At 50.4% G+C, this 14,874-nt stretch carries 13 protein-coding genes and 1 pseudogene; all 14 read right to left on the bottom strand.

Annotated features, from left to right (window positions below; translation table 11 throughout):
* Window positions 1-6: 6 nt before the first annotated feature.
* A complete protein-coding gene (locus FAH67_RS07480) occupies window positions 7-1,074 on the bottom strand; it encodes an FAD:protein FMN transferase (protein ID WP_003680887.1) in 1,068 nt (355 codons plus the stop codon).
* Between the two features lie 132 nt (window positions 1,075-1,206).
* Window positions 1,207-2,424 carry an NADH:ubiquinone reductase (Na(+)-transporting) subunit F gene (gene nqrF, locus FAH67_RS07475; RefSeq protein ID WP_002225565.1) on the bottom strand — a complete coding sequence of 406 codons (1,218 nt, stop codon included), beginning with the start codon at window positions 2,422-2,424 and terminating at the stop codon, window positions 1,207-1,209.
* Between the two features lie 13 nt (window positions 2,425-2,437).
* Complete coding sequence (gene nqrE, locus FAH67_RS07470) at window positions 2,438-3,031, bottom strand: NADH:ubiquinone reductase (Na(+)-transporting) subunit E (protein WP_002223986.1); 594 nt, start codon at window positions 3,029-3,031, stop codon at window positions 2,438-2,440.
* A 3-nt stretch (window positions 3,032-3,034) separates the two neighbouring features.
* On the bottom strand, window positions 3,035-3,661 hold the full coding sequence (locus FAH67_RS07465) for an NADH:ubiquinone reductase (Na(+)-transporting) subunit D (RefSeq protein WP_002214361.1): 627 nt from the start codon (window positions 3,659-3,661) through the stop codon (window positions 3,035-3,037).
* Window positions 3,661-4,437, bottom strand: a complete 777-nt coding sequence (locus FAH67_RS07460; protein ID WP_137038655.1) for a Na(+)-translocating NADH-quinone reductase subunit C — start codon at window positions 4,435-4,437, stop codon at window positions 3,661-3,663. Before FAH67_RS07460 ends, FAH67_RS07465 begins: the two co-directional genes overlap by 1 nt.
* Window positions 4,430-5,662: an NADH:ubiquinone reductase (Na(+)-transporting) subunit B gene (locus tag FAH67_RS07455; protein ID WP_003680885.1), complete on the bottom strand. Its 1,233-nt coding sequence runs from the start codon at window positions 5,660-5,662 to the stop codon at window positions 4,430-4,432. Before FAH67_RS07455 ends, FAH67_RS07460 begins: the two co-directional genes overlap by 8 nt.
* Before the next feature lie 2 nt (window positions 5,663-5,664).
* Window positions 5,665-7,008, bottom strand: a complete 1,344-nt coding sequence (locus FAH67_RS07450) for a Na(+)-translocating NADH-quinone reductase subunit A (RefSeq protein ID WP_003680884.1) — start codon at window positions 7,006-7,008, stop codon at window positions 5,665-5,667.
* Between the two features lie 348 nt (window positions 7,009-7,356).
* Entirely contained in the window at window positions 7,357-8,775 is a 1,419-nt protein-coding gene (locus FAH67_RS07445; RefSeq protein ID WP_003680881.1) for a sodium:proton antiporter, read from the bottom strand.
* Window positions 8,776-9,216: 441 nt separating this feature from the next.
* Window positions 9,217-9,568: pseudogene (locus tag FAH67_RS07440) on the bottom strand (YbaN family protein).
* Between the two features lie 14 nt (window positions 9,569-9,582).
* The gene (locus FAH67_RS07435) at window positions 9,583-10,179 is read right to left on the bottom strand and encodes a DUF1415 domain-containing protein (protein WP_003680877.1); all 597 of its coding nucleotides are present in this window, start codon (window positions 10,177-10,179) and stop codon (window positions 9,583-9,585) included.
* Window positions 10,180-10,296: 117 nt separating this feature from the next.
* On the bottom strand, window positions 10,297-10,779 hold the full coding sequence (locus FAH67_RS07430) for an Lrp/AsnC family transcriptional regulator (protein WP_003680876.1): 483 nt from the start codon (window positions 10,777-10,779) through the stop codon (window positions 10,297-10,299).
* A gap of 175 nt (window positions 10,780-10,954) precedes the next feature.
* Window positions 10,955-11,287 (bottom strand): pilin, encoded by a 333-nt coding sequence (locus FAH67_RS12265; protein ID WP_003680875.1) that lies wholly within the window; start codon window positions 11,285-11,287, stop codon window positions 10,955-10,957.
* 95 nt (window positions 11,288-11,382) lie between these two features.
* Window positions 11,383-11,853: a pilin gene (locus FAH67_RS07420; protein ID WP_003680873.1), complete on the bottom strand. Its 471-nt coding sequence runs from the start codon at window positions 11,851-11,853 to the stop codon at window positions 11,383-11,385.
* A gap of 457 nt (window positions 11,854-12,310) precedes the next feature.
* Window positions 12,311-14,869, bottom strand: a complete 2,559-nt coding sequence (glnD, locus tag FAH67_RS07415) for a [protein-PII] uridylyltransferase (RefSeq protein WP_003680871.1) — start codon at window positions 14,867-14,869, stop codon at window positions 12,311-12,313.
* Window positions 14,870-14,874: the final 5 nt, after the last annotated feature.

The following is a 14,874-nucleotide window of genomic DNA, read 5'->3' as shown; positions in this document are numbered from 1 at the left end:
TGAAGGTTAGTTTAATAATTTCTTGAATGCGCTGGACATTTTAGTATGGTAGCCGCCTTGCGGGGTTCGGATGATAAGGAAAACGGCGAGATTTTCTTGCTCGGCAAGTTTAAGCGCGTCGGTTTCTCCGAGGACGAATAAGCCGGTTGAAAGGCCGTCTGCAAGTGTGGCGTTTTCAGCTACTACGCTGATGGAAGCAAGGTTGTGGCTGATGGGTTGTTTGGTTTTAGGGTTGATAATATGGGAAAGGCGGCGGCCTGACTTATCGACATGGAAAATGCGGTAGTCGCCGGACGTGGCCAGTGATTTATTGTCCAATGGAATGGTGATTTGGGTTGCGCCGCCTTGAACGATATTGGGCTGCTCGATGCCGATACGCCAAGGATTGCCTTGCGCATTATGGCCTTTGCCATGCAACTCGCCCCCGATTTCTACCAAATAATTGCCGATATTGAGTTTTTCAAGTTCGGCGGCGGTTTTATCCACGCCAAAGCCTTTGGCGATGGAGGATAGGTCTAAATAGACTTCGGGATGGGTTTTCGCCAGTGTAGGCTGCTGTCCGTCTTGGAAAAGTTTGAGTTTGTCCGTGCCGACCATTTCTGAAGCATGTTGGATTTCTTGCGCAGTCGGTTCGTGTGTGATTTCTTTTTGCGGGCCGAATCCCCAAAGGTTGACCAAAGGACCGACGGTTACGTCCAGTGCGCCGTGCGTCAGTTTGTTTAAACGCAAGGCTTCACCGGTTACATAGGCAAAGTCTTGGGAAATGGGCATTGCCTGATTGACGGTGCGCAGCTGGTTGAATTGGCTGATTTCGGAATCGGTCTGGTAGGTAGACATTTGCCGATTGACTTCTTTAAGCGCGTCATCAATGCGTTTTTGTATTTCGGCAGGGGAGGGGAGTTTGTCTTGGCCGTCTGAAAGATATTTGACGGTATAGGTCGTGCCCATGGTTTCACCTTGCAGGGTAATGGTTTGTTGTTTTTCAGGTTGGCAGGCAGAGAGTGTGAGCGCGGAAAGGATGGCAACGGTACAACCGATTATCGGACGGTAAAAGGAATTGGAAAGAAACGGCATAAGGGATTTGCGGATTATTTTTTGAAGCCTTTATTGTATCGTAAAAGAAAGGCTTAGGCCGTCTGAAAGTATGGTTTTCAGACGGCCTGGCAATAAAAAAGGAAGAAACCGAAGTTTCTTCCTTTTTGTTTGTTAGCCGCCGAAATCGTCCAAGAGGATGTTTTCGTCTTCCACGCCCAAGTCTTTGAGCATTTTGATGACGGACTGGTTCATAATCGGTGGGCCGCACATGTAGAATTCGCAGTCTTCCGGTGCTTCGTGGTTTTTCAGATGGTTTTCGTAAACCACGTTGTGGATGAAGCCCGTGTAGCCGTCCCAGTTGTCTTCAGGCAGCGGGTCAGACAGGGCGACGTGCCACGTGAAGTTCGGGAACTCTGCCGCGAGTTGGTCAAAGTCTTCGACATAGAACATCTCGCGTTTGGAACGTGCGCCATACCAGAAGGTAATTTTGCGTTTGGAGTTCAAACGTTTCAGCTGGTCGAAAATGTGGGAACGCATCGGCGCCATACCTGCACCGCCGCCGATGAATACCATTTCGGCATCGGTGTCTTTGGCGAAAAATTCGCCGAACGGGCCGGAGATGGTTACTTTATCACCGGGTTTGAGCGACCAGATGTAGGAAGACATTTGTCCCGGAGGCGCATCGGGTACGCGCGGGGGCGGCGTGGCGATACGCACGTTCAGCATAATGATGCCTTTTTCTTCAGGATACGAAGCCATAGAGTAGGCGCGCAAAATCGGTTCGTCCACTTTGGAAACGTATTGCCACAGATTGTATTTGTCCCAGTCTTCGTGATATTCCTTGGGAATGTCAAAGTCTTTGTAGGCAACGGTGTGCGGCGGGGCTTCGATTTGGATGTAGCCGCCGGCGCGGAAGGGCACTTCTTCGCCTTCGGGAATGGCGAGCTTGAGTTCTTTAATGAACGTGGCTTTGTTGTCGTTGGAAATGACGGTGCATTCCCATTTTTTCACGCCGAACACTTCTTCGGGTACTTCGATGTCCATGTCGGTTTTGACATTGACTTGGCAGGACAAACGGCAGCCTTCGCGTGCTTCGCGTTTGCTGATGTGGGACAACTCGGTCGGCAGAATGTCGCCGCCGCCGCTTTTTACGACGACGCGGCATTGTCCGCACGAACCGCCGCCGCCGCAGGCGGAGGGGATAAAGATGCCTTCGTTGGCAAGCGCGCCCAAGAGTTTGCCGCCGGCGGGCATCGTCAGCTCTTTTTCGCCGTTGACTTTGATGGTGATGTCGCCTTCGCTCACCAACTTGGATTTGGCAAACAGAATCATCAGTGCCAAAACCAAAACGATGACGGTAAACATCACGATACCTAAAATAATCTCCATACCGGTCCCTTTCTTATAACTGGATGCCGGAGAACGACATAAACGCCATCGCCATCAGGCCGGCGGCGATAAAGGTAATGCCCAAGCCTTTGAGGCCTTTGGGAGCGTCCGAATATTTCATTTTTTCGGTAATGCCCGCCAAAGCGACAATCGCCAACATCCAGCCCAAGCCCGCGCCGAAGCCGTACACGACGGACTCGCCGAAGTTGTATTCGCGTTGCGCCATAAACGATACGGCGCCGAAAATCGCGCAGTTCACGGTAATCAGCGGCAGGTAGATGCCCAACGCGTTATAGAGGGCGGGGACGAATTTGTCCAAGAACATTTCCAAAATCTGCACCAAAGCGGCAATCACGCCGATGAAGGTGATGAATTTCAAAAAGGTCAAATCCACGCCTTCGACAATCGCGCCGTCTTTGAGCAGCGAGTAAACGAGTTGGTTGGCAGGGACGGACAGCCCGAGTACGAAAATTACCGCCACACCCAAACCGAATGCGGTGGATACTTTTTTGGATACCGCCAAAAACGTGCACATACCCAAAAAGAAGGATAGTGCCATATTTTCAATGAAGACGGATTTGATGAAGAGGCTCAAATAGTGTTCCATAGCTTATTCCTCCGCCTGTTCGGGTTTCCAGGTACGCAGTCCCCAAATCAAAAAGCCGATGATGAAGAACGCGCTGGGGGCGAGCAGGAACAAGCCGTTGGTCTGATACCAGCCGCCGTCCTGCACGGTTTGGAAAACGGTGTAGCCCAAGAGTTTGCCCGAGCCAATCAGTTCGCGGACGGTGGCGACGACAAGCAGCATCATCCCGTAGCCCGCGCCGTTGCCGATACCGTCGATCAGGCTTTCCAGCGGCGGCTCTTTCATCGCAAATGCTTCGGCGCGGCCCATCACGATACAGTTGGTAATAATCAGACCGACGAATACGGAAAGCTGTTTGGACAATTCGTAGGCAAATGCCTGCAAGAGTTGGTCGACCAGTGTAACCAGCGACGCGATAATTGCCATTTGCACGATGATGCGGATGCTGTTGGGGATGTAGTTGCGTACCAGCGAAATGAAGAAGCTGGAAAAACCGGTTACCAAAGCTACGGAAATACCCATCACGATGGCCGTCTGAAGTTTGGTGGTAACCGCCAAAGCCGAACAAATACCCAAAACCTGCAAGGCAATCGGGTTGTTGTCGATAAAGGGTGAAAACATTAAGTGTTTCAAGCGTTTCATATCAGCCATTATTGCGCTCCTGCTGATTTCAATTTGTTCAGGTAGGGGATATAGCCGTTTTCGCCAAACCAGTAGGCGAACGAACCTTGCACGCCTTTGGATGTCAGCGACGCGCCGGAGAGGGCATCTACGCCGTGTTCTTTGTCCGAACCCGCGCCTTTGCCGACGTGCAGGGTGAGTTTGCCTTGTTCGTCAAACAGTTTTTTACCGACGAATTTTTGCTGCCACAACGGATTGCCGATTTCGCCGCCCAAGCCCGGGGTTTCGCCTTGTTCGTAGTAGGTGATGCCGTTGATAGTGTTGCCGTCGGGTTGGATGGCGACAAAGCCGTACATAACAGACCACAAACCGTTGCCGTGCATAGGCAGGATGATTTGCCCGATTTTGCCGTCTTCGCCTTTTACCAAGTAAACTTCGGTGTATTTGGCACGGCTTTTGATGCCTGCCAAATCGTCTTCGGGTTTGATTCGGATGCTTTGCGCGGGGTCTTTGCCTGCGATGCGCGCACTGAAGTCTTTAGGCGCGTCTTTCACATATTCGCCGGTCGCCAAATCGACCACGCGTTGCTCGATACGCTCGGCAAAGGTTTTACCGATGTCGGTGTTTTTATCCATCAAACCGGCCACGCTCAAAATATAGCCTTGTTTGTCTTGGAGTTTTTGTTTTTCTTGGATGGGTTTCAAGCCGACGACCGCACCGGCAACGATGACCGAGCAAATCAGGCTGACCGCCAACACCACAATCAGCGTGCCGCTGAAGCTGTCTTTATCGAATTTCTTAGCCATTGCTGCGCGCCTTTCTGCGTTTGATGTTCGCTTGTGCGACGAAATAGTCGAAAATCGGGGCAAACAGGTTGGCAAACAGAATCGCCAACATCATACCTTCGGGGTAAGCCGGATTGACCACACGGATTAACACGCACATCACGCCGATCAGCGTGCCGTACCACCATTTGCCGACATTGGTAAAGGAAGCGGAAACGGGGTCGGTCGCCATAAACAGCATACCGATGGCGAAGCCGCCGACGACCAAATGCCAGTACCAAGGCATAGCAAACATAGCGTTGGTGTCCGAACCGATAACATTAAACAGCGAAGACATCGCAATCATACCGATCATCACGCCGGTAATGATGCGCCAAGAAGCGATGCGGGCAAATACGATAAACGCGCCGCCGATTAAGAGTGCCAAAGTGGAGACTTCGCCGATGGAGCCGGGCAAGTTACCGATAAACGCGTCCATCCAAGTGATGGTTTGACCGGTTACGGCGTTTTTCAGGCCGTCTGCACCGTGTGCCGCCCATTGCGCCAGCGCGGTTGCGCCGGAATAGCCGTCAACCGCCGTCCAAACCGCATCGCCGCTCAAGTTGGCAGGGTAGGCGAAGAACAGGAAGGCGCGGCCTGCCAGCGCAGGGTTCATAAAGTTTTTACCCGTACCGCCGAATACCTCTTTTGCAACCACTACGCCGAAGGTAATGCCCAAAGCCGCCTGCCACAAAGGCAGCGTAGGCGGAACGATTAAGGCAAACAGAATCGAAGTCACGAAGAAACCTTCGTTGATTTCATGTTTGCGCACGGTGGCGAACAAGACTTCCCAAAAACCGCCGACGATAAATACGGTTGCGTAAATCGGCAGGAAATAAATCGCGCCGAACAGCATTTTTCCTGATACGCCCGCTTCAGACGACATATTGATGCCCAAAGCGTCGGCAAGGCCGTAGTGCCAGTCGTTGGCGATGCTTTGTTGCAGCAAATCAGGCGTTAACGCACCGAATGCCTGTGCGCCGACGTTGTACATACCGTAGAACATGGCAGGGAACAAAGCCAGCCACACCAAAATCATCATGCGCTTGGAGTCGAGCGCGTCGCGGACGTGGGCCGCTTTGCGCGTTACCGCGCCGGATGTGTAGAAAATCGTCGCCGCAGCTTCATAGAGGGCATACCATTTTTCATGCTTGCCGCCTGGCAGGAAGTGCGGTTCGATTTTTTCCAGAAAATGTTTCAAGCCCATAATCAGCCTTCCTTCTCAATGGTTTCCAGCACCTTGCGCAACAGCGGGCCGTATTCGTATTTGCCCGGGCAGACGAAGCTGCACAAAGCGAGGTCTTCTTCGTCCAATTCCAAGCAACCCAAAGCCTGCGCGCTGTCGGTATCGCCGACGATTAAGTCGCGCAAGAGCAGGGTAGGTAGGATGTCCAAGGGCATCACGCGCTCGTAAGTGCCGATCGGTACCATAGCGCGGTCGCCGCCGTTGACGGCTGTCGTGAACTTGAAGAGTTTGTTTTTCAGGAAATGACCGAGGGTCGTACGCGTAATCGAGTATTTGTCCGGCTGCGGCGCAACCCAGCCGAACAGCTCTTTGCTGCGACCTTCTTCGATAACGGAAATCTGATTGTGGTAGCGTCCCAAATAATCATGCGCGCCTTGTGCAATCGCGCCGTTCAATACCGAACCGGAAATCACGCGGTTGTCCGCGTCAACCAATTCGCCGGCGGTAAGTTGAGACACCTTCGCGCCCAAAACGGTACGCAAGAGGCGCGGTTTGTTGACTTGCGGACCGCCCAAGGCAACCACGCGCTCGGTATTCAGACGACCTGTTACGAACAAACGTCCGATGGCAGTCACGTCTTGATAATTGATGGTCCAAACGGTTTTATTCGCACCGACAGGCTCGATGAAATGAATGTGCGTACCGCTCAAACCCGCGGGATGAGGGCCGCCGAATTCGTGTGTTTCAATGTTGGCGGCGTTTTCAGACGGCACGTCCGCACCAGCTGCCTTACAAACATGGATTTTGCGTTCGGTCAGACGGCTCAACACCAGCAAACCTCGTCTGAAATCCTCAGCGGCTTCTTTGATGACGACCACAGGGTCTGCCGCCAGCGGATTGGTATCCATCGCATTGACGAAAATGGCGAACGGCTCGGCATCGACGGCAGGGATTTTGCTGAACGGACGGGTACGCAGCGCAGTCCACAAACCGGATTGAATCAGGTTGCGGCGCACTTCTTCGCCGCTCAAGTTTGCCAACGCATCGGGTGCGTAGCGTTCGAACTCGATTTCGTCGCTGCCTTCAACGGCAATCACGACCGACTGAAGCACGCGCTTTTCGCCACGGTGAATTGCGGCGATTTTTCCGGAAGCCGGAGCGGTAAACACCACGCCCGGATTCTTTTTGTCTTCAAACAGCACTTGGCCTTTTTTGACGGTATCGCCTTCCTTGACTTTCATCGAGGGGCGCATACCGGCATATTCTTCGCCAAGCAACGCGACTTCGGTAATGGCCGGGCCGTCATAAATGACTTGCTCCGGTCTGCCTGCGATGGGCAGGTCTAGACCTTTTTTGATTTTAATCATAGATTTGCATTACTTGTGATGGTTAAGGTAAAAACGGCGTGTTTTGATACCGTGTCGCGCGGCATCAAAAGCATTGAATAAATTAATGTAGCAAAGTGCTAGATTTTATCAGGAATTGTACCTGTTTGCCAGATTTGCTGCTTTTTTCCTTGCGGAAGCCGTTTTTATAGTGGATTAAATTTAAACCAGTACGGCGTTGCCTCGCCTTGCCGTACTATTTGTACTGTCTGCGGCTTCGTCGTCTTGTCCTGATTTTTGTTAATCCACTATAATTGTCGGAAGGGAAAAATATTGATTTGATTATGCCGGAATTTAAAATGCCGTCTGAATGTTCAGACGGCATAGCGTTTATAGCAGTTTGAAAACGAAAAAGACAAGGGTGTGGATGATGAAGACGGGAATCAGAAAAGCCGCCGACCACATCATATAGCCGAAAAACGAAGGCATAGGGATGCCGCGCTGTTCGGCAATGGCTTTGACCATGAAGTTCGGCGCGTTGCCGATATAAGTGAGCGCACCCATAAATACCGAACCCATAGAGACGGCCAGCAGGGTATGGAACAAAGGGCCCGTCATCAAGGCTTGGGCATCGCCACCGGCCATATTGAAGAACACCAAATAAGTCGGTGCGTTATCCAAGAATGCCGACAAAATGCCGCTCATCCAGAAATACATCACATTAATCGGATTGCCTGCCGCATCGTGAACCAAAGAAACAACGGAAGCCAATGCGCCTGTTTCGCCGGCTTTCAAAATCGCCAAAACAGGCGAAATGGTAATGAAAATACCCAAAAACAGTTTGCCCACTTCGGCAATCGGCTCGAAGTTGAACTCATTGCCTGCGCGTACCTGTTTGGGCGTAATAATCCAAGATACGGCGGTCAAAGCCAGCAAAATGCCATCGCGCATCAGGTTTTGCAAGGCATAATGGCTGCCCAAGATTTCAAAGCCCGGATGATTTGGTTTCCACAAACCGGACAGCAAAACCGCGCCGACTACACCGGCCAGCAACAGGAAATTCCATTTGCCGTAAATTTTGACTTTTTCTTCTTTATCGGAAGGAGCAGGAGCAAGGTGTTCGCTTTGTTCACGGTTGAAGTGTCGGCTGTCGATGATGTAGAAAACGGCCAGCAAAACCACAGAACTGATCAATACAGGCATCAGCATGTGTTTGACCGTCCACATGAAATCTACGCCTTTCAGGAATCCTAAGAACAGAGGAGGATCGCCTAAAGGAGTCAAACCGCCGCCGATATTCGCTACCAAGAAAATGAAGAAAATCACGATGTGAACGCGGTAGTGGCGTTTATGGTTGGCTTTCAAAAGTGGACGAATCATCAACATCGCCGCGCCTGTCGTCCCCATGATGGAAGACAAAGCCGTACCGACTGCCAACAGGGTTGTGTTCAATTTGGGCGAACCGTGCAAGTCGCCGCTGACAAAAATACCGCCTGAAATGGTATAGAGCGCCAAAAGCAGCAGGATAAAGGGGATATATTCTTCAACCAACGCATGGGCAACGGTGTGTACGCCTGCGCCGAAACCAAAGGTTACGATAAACGGCGTTAAAAACAGCAGTGTCCAAAACGCTGTAATTTTGCCGAAGTGGTGGTGCCAAATATGGGAGAAAAACAGAGGTCCGAGTGCAATGGACAAAAGAATCAGTGCAAACGGCAGACCCCAAAGCAGGCTTGCGGATGAGCCGTCAAAATCGGATGCCGCAGCAGGAAAGGCGGCAAGAAGCAGTAAAAATGAGAGATGGCGCATAGTATTTCCTTTTTATTCTGTTGCGCCGTGAGGAACTTCGTTGAGAAAGCACGGCGGTGAAATATTCAGGCCGTCTGAAAATATCCAGACGAACTGCGCGGTGGTGTCAGGGGAAAGTATAACGCAAAGCAAGTGTTAAGGGACGGTTTAGAATATTGGAATCAAAAGAAATGTTGATACAAATAAAGAAATAAAAGCGATGGGAGTAGTTGGAAGTAGTAAAAAAATGTTTTTGAAACAGGAGCTTGAAACTTTGAAAATAATGCTATCGAAAAAATGTTTTGAATTAATTTTAGCTAAAATTTACATTTGATTGAATAAATGGAGGCCGTCTGAAAAATGAGGATGAATAGAGTGTTTTGGTTCTTACTGATTGTTTTAATGGATAAATTGGGTATGAAAACAAAAAACAGGTAAGCGAAAATGCCCACCTGTTTTATTTTATGCTTCCGGCCGTAACCACATCCACACAGCTACAGAAGACTGATGATATGGCACCAATCCACCAGCGTTCCGGAAACCGCCAAAACATAAACAGGCAAGAAAGAGCCATCATGCCGATAGCGAAGAACTTTGCCTTGCGCGGCACGGCGCCGTTGTTTTCCCAGTTTTGTATGATTGGGCCGAAATGGCGGTGATGATACAGCCAATTGTGAAAGCGCGGCGAAGCTTTTGCCCAGCAGGCGGCGGTCAATAAAATGAAAGGCGTCGTCGGCAGTAATGGCAGGAAAATACCGATAATGCCCAAGACAAGCGACAATGCGCCGCAAAAAATCAATAAATAGCGAACCATCTTCCCATCACCCATTATTTGTTTTCAGACGGCTTGTGATGTGGAAATGGGCAACGCGGAATGTCTAATTTATCCCATCCCTCATGCCCCATTTTTTCCAGCAGCGCGATATTGCGGTCGAAAATTGCCGAGGCGTCGGGAAATGCTTCAGCCGCTTTGGCAATACTGTCTTCACGAATCAGATGCAAGGTCGGATAGGGCGAGCGGTTGGTGTAGTTGCTGATGTCGTCGGCTTCCGTGCCTTCAAATTGAAAATCGGGATGGAAAGGCGCAATTTGGACAATGCCTTCCAATTCGTTTTCTACAACGGCATCATCGGCAATTTCCAGCATTTGGTTGAAGGTTTCAAAATCGGGGAACAGCGTCGGATGAACCAGTAAAGTGGTTTCCAATTCCGAAGCGGGCGTATTGCCCAGAAGCTGCAATTCACGATCCAAGTCTTCAAGGAAGCCGTCCAAATGACGGGCTTCGCTGACAACGATGCGAACCAGGTTTTTGACGTGCGGCGCTTTGGCAAATGGGCAGAGATTCAGCCCGATAACGGCTTTTTCCAGCCATTGTTTGGTATGTTCTGAAACAGTATCGATATCGGGATGGGCGGTGTCAGTCATAGTAAAAGCTTATGTGAATTATTCTTAAAAAGTATACGGGCGTATGGATATTAAAGCAAACCATTGGAATTTAAAAGGCCGTCTGAACAACAGACGGCCTTTATCAGTTTCAAACCATCAATCCTGAACCAAATGAACCAAAGGCAGAGCAGTCGTGTTTTTAATTTCTTTCAACACAAAACTCGATTGCGCATCTTGCACGCCGTGGTGCGAAAGCAGCGTATCCAAAACAAAATGGGAAAACGCGTTCATATCGGTAAAAAAGGCATGGAGCAGATAGTCGGTTTCGCCCGTTAAGGCAAAGCAGCTCAATACTTCCGGCCAAGCGCGGACAGATTCGGAAAAATCCTCGCGCGCATCTTTTGCCTTGCTAATCGATACACGGATAAAAGCCTGCAAACCCAAGCCTAAAGATATGGGAGAAAGCAGGGCGGCGTATTTTTGAATAATGCCCGCATCTTCAAGCTGTTTGAGACGGCGCAGGCAGGGAGAAGGGGAGAGCGCCACCTTTTCAGAAAGCTCAACATTGCTCAACCGTCCGTTTTCCTGCAAAACCTGCAGAATCTTTAAATCCGTTTTATCCAAGTTCAGATGAGGCATGATGGTCTCCCAATGTAGGCAATGTATGTTTTAAAAATGAAAAATGCTTAAAAATAAAGACTTGTATGGTTAAATTATATATTGAGTTCAGATGTGCGACAAATTGTCTTATCAGGAGTGTTGCGAATTTGTTTTATGTAGTGGTGAAAAGATGAAGGCCGTCTGAAAATGAATTTCAGACGGCATTTATTTTCGTCATGTGATCATTCAGGCTATTAATGACGCCACCGTTTTGGATGTATGTGCCGCCGATGCGTTGAGCGGTAATACCGATTGTGCCTTGTTTTCCGACATCCTCTGCATTGGGCAGGCGGTTATTTACCGCTGAGAAAATGCCGATTTCGGTTTTCAGGTCGTCGGCAAGGTATAGTGCTTCGGAGGCTTGCGCCCTGCCGATATGGTTTTGGTAGGTAGGCACGGCGACAACAACCGGAATACCGAGGATGGCGATAACGATCATCAGCCCAATCAGGGTAAAACCTTTTTGGGCTTGAAATGGGGTATTCATTTGAGCGTATCGTTTTTAAGTTTTTTATTTTTATAAAGTAAATCCCATAACGTTTTGTTTGGTTATGGGATTTACTTTGTTATATCGTTGTTATATTAACTAGTTGTACCAGTTGATGAAGTACCTGTATCTGTTTCACGACAGTTGGCTGGAAGGTGTTTAGGTTGGCCACCCTTAGATTTACATTCCCAAGTAATAGGATCTTCAGGATGGGCTTGATTTGGAGTTAATGTAAACACTGGATCAGTAGTGGAGCCGGTATCTTTAGTTGTTACTGTAATTTCACCGCTACCTGCTGCAATAGCGATGCTTGAAACGTATTTAGTACCACCTGTAGGGAAAGTATAACCGGTATTAGTAGTAGTAATCTTGTTCAAGCCACCTAAAGCTGCAGAAGTTTCTGCTACTGCCAATTTAGCAGGTTCGGCCAAGCCCAAACCTTCTGAAATTTTAGCGCGGACAGTATAGTCTTGGTATGCAGGCAGAGCGACAACGGCCAAGATGCCCAAGATGGCGATGACGATCATCAATTCGATCAGGGTAAAACCTTTTTGGATTGCTTTCATGTTTAAAACTCCAGTTTGAAAGTGTAAATAATTGGGTTTAAGTAAAAAGTCCGTAATGAGCTTGGAACTATATGTTATGAGTATACCATAAGTAAGAAGGAATATACAGCTTCCGTCGGCCTTGCTGCTTTGGGGCTTGAGCCTTGTCGGACGTGTTGTTTCAAGCAGTCGGTGTGCCAAGTGTGAAAATTTGATTTAAAAATTTATTTTTTATTTTTTATCTATTGTTTTTATTGGATTTATTTTTTAATTTTTAAGTTTTGTGTGGTTTTGTTTGAAAGTTTTAGGATTTTAGGGAAATTGGGTGTTGACGTTTTTTGTCAGTTTTGTATTTTTTGTGACAGAGAGAGTGTGTGTGAGTTTGGTCATGTGACGTTTTTTGTCAGGAATTATGCTTGGTTCAATAATATGTCAATTGATTTGGACGGGCGGTATTTTTAAGATGTTCAGACGGCCTTTATGGGGTCAAGACTTCGATCAATGCCTGTTTTAGGGTGTTTTGGGTTTGCGGGTCTTGTAGGGATGGGCTGTAGGTAATGAAGCTGTCCTCAATGCGCTGATCCAAGGTGGTGATTTTGGCGTAGCGCAGGCTGATGTTGTGTGCGAAGAAGGTCTCGGCGATGTCGGCGAGGAGGTGGGGGCGGTTGACGGCGGTGATGTCTATGGTGTGCCAGCCGGGATAATCTTCTTCGGGGGTGATGATTACGGTAGGCGGAATGGGAATGTGGCGGATGCGGCGGCTGATGTGCGGGCGGCCGCTTTGTTTTTGGACGGTGGTGTTGCCGTGGATGAAGCTGTTGAGTTCGGCTTCGAGTGCGCTTTGGCGGTCGGGATATTCTTCGGGTGGGAGATTGTCGGGAAGTTGCAGGATAAAGGTGTCGAGGATGTAGTCGTGTTCGGTAATGAAGGCGCGGGCGGCTTGGATGTCGAAGCGGTGGCTGCTGAAGATGCGGCAGAGGCGTGCGAAGAGGCGGTCGCCATTGGGCATGAATACCATGACTTGAAGGCTGTTGCTTTGGGGAAGGATGCGGCTGCGGACGGCCGGACTTTGGGTGTCGTAGGCGAGGTTTGCGGTGTGCCAGAGGATTTCCCGCGTCTGATGGCGGACGTAGTATGCGCTGCCGAGGATGCGGCGGAGTTTTTGTTGGTTTTTGAGGGGGACGGCCGCGCGTGTGAGCTGATCGGTCGAGGCTTGTTCGCGTCGGTTGGGGAGGCGTTCGGGATCGTGGTGTTTGCTGTTTAAAACGGCGGCGGTGCTGTGGTAGAGGGTTTGGAGCAGGCTGGCGCGCCATGTGTTCCAAAGTTTGGGGTTGGTGCCGCGGATGTCGGCAATGGTAAGCAGGTAGAGTGCGTCGAGGTATTCGCGTGTGGGAATACGGCGGCAGAAGGCTTGGAGGACATGGGGATCTTGGATGTCTTCTTTTTGGGCAACGATGGACATGAGCAGGTGGTTTTCAACCAGCCATGCGAGAAGGTGGCTTTCTTCTTCGGTGTAGTAGTGGTTGGCGGCGAATTGTTGTGCGTCTTTGATGCCTTCTTTGGCGTGATCGCCGCCACGGCCTTTGGCGATGTCGTGCAGCAGGGCGGCGGTGTAGAGGATATGTGGTCTTGGGTAGGCCTGCATGATGGCGCTGGCTTCGGGCATTTCGTGGCTGTGGGTTTCGATGGCGAGACGGCGCATATTGCGGACGACGGTCAGGATGTGGTCGTCTACGGGGTAAATATGAAAGAGGTCGTGTTGGAGCAGGCCGGTGATTTTTCCCCATGCGGGGAGATAGCGGCCAAGTACGCCGTAGAGGTTGAGAAAACGGAGGGTTTGGGTGAGGCCGGTGCCGTGTTTGAAGAATTGGATGAAGCGGCGGCGGTTTTCCGGGTTTTGGGTGAAACGGGTGTTGATTTTTCGTGTGGCCGCCCACCACGCACGCAGGGTTTGCGGTTCGATGGTGGTGATGTTTTGCTCCTGCATGGTTTGGATGATGGTGAAGATGTGTTCGGGATTTTGCTCGAACAGGGCAAGGTCGTTGGCGGCGATTTGGTGGCCGATGCGTTTGTAGCGGCTGTCGATGGGGTGAATATGTTGGGGACGGCCGGAGGTTTGATGGTTTTTGAGAACCGGAATGAGGATGCCGTTGAGTTGTTTGATGGCTTTGGTGGCGCGGTAGAAGGTGTGCATCAGGGCTTCGCTTCGGCCGCGGATGTCGGGTTGGGTATAGCCTAGGCTTTCGGCAACTTGGGACTGGTAGTCGAAAAGCAGCCTGTCTTCGGGGCGGTCGGCGGTAAGGTGGAGATGAATGCGGATGTTGGCGAGACGGCGGTAGCCATGGGCCAGCATGCCGGCTTCGGTGCGTGTGAGGACGCCGGCGGTAACGAGGGCGGTGGGGTTGCTGTCTATGCCTTGTGCTTTGGCTGTCCAGATAAGGGTGTGGATGTCGCGCAGGCCGCCGGGGCAGGTTTTGATGTTGGGTTCGAGCTGTGCGCCTGTGCCTTGGGATTTGGTATGGCGTTGCTCCATTTCGAGGAGTTTGGCTTCGATAAAGGCGGCTGTGTCGCGGCGTGTGTTGAGTTTGTTAAGAAGTTGGGCGGTAAGGTCGGCATTGCCTTGTAGGTGGCGTGCTTCAAGAAAGGCGGTTTCGCCGGTAATGTCGTTTTGGGTGCTTTGGAGGATTTCTTCTATGCTGCCGCTTTTGATGGCGGGATTGAGGCGTGCGTCCCAAAGGGTTTGGATAAATTGGGCGGTTTGTTGTTGCAGGCCGTCTGAAAAAGGAATGGAGGAAATAATCGCTAAGTCCCAGTCGGAATGGGGATAGAGTTCACAACGCCCAAAGCCGCCGATGGCAATGAGACTGATGTCGTTGCTGTCGGGGAAGTGGATTTGCCAGAGGGTTTGCAGCAAGGTTTCGGCAGCGGCGATATGGTCGCGGAAGTAAGCGGTAGGGCGGTTGTTTTGGCGGTAGGCAGTTTCTGCTGCGGCTTTTTGCTGCCGGTAGGTTTGGATGGCTTGTTGGGCGGCGGTCATGATGA

Source organism: Neisseria flavescens, from assembly GCF_005221285.1.
GTDB classification, from domain to species: Bacteria; Pseudomonadota; Gammaproteobacteria; order Burkholderiales; family Neisseriaceae; genus Neisseria; species Neisseria flavescens.
The sequence above is the reverse complement of the archived record's forward strand: the minus strand, read 5'-3'. Positions and strand labels throughout refer to the sequence as shown.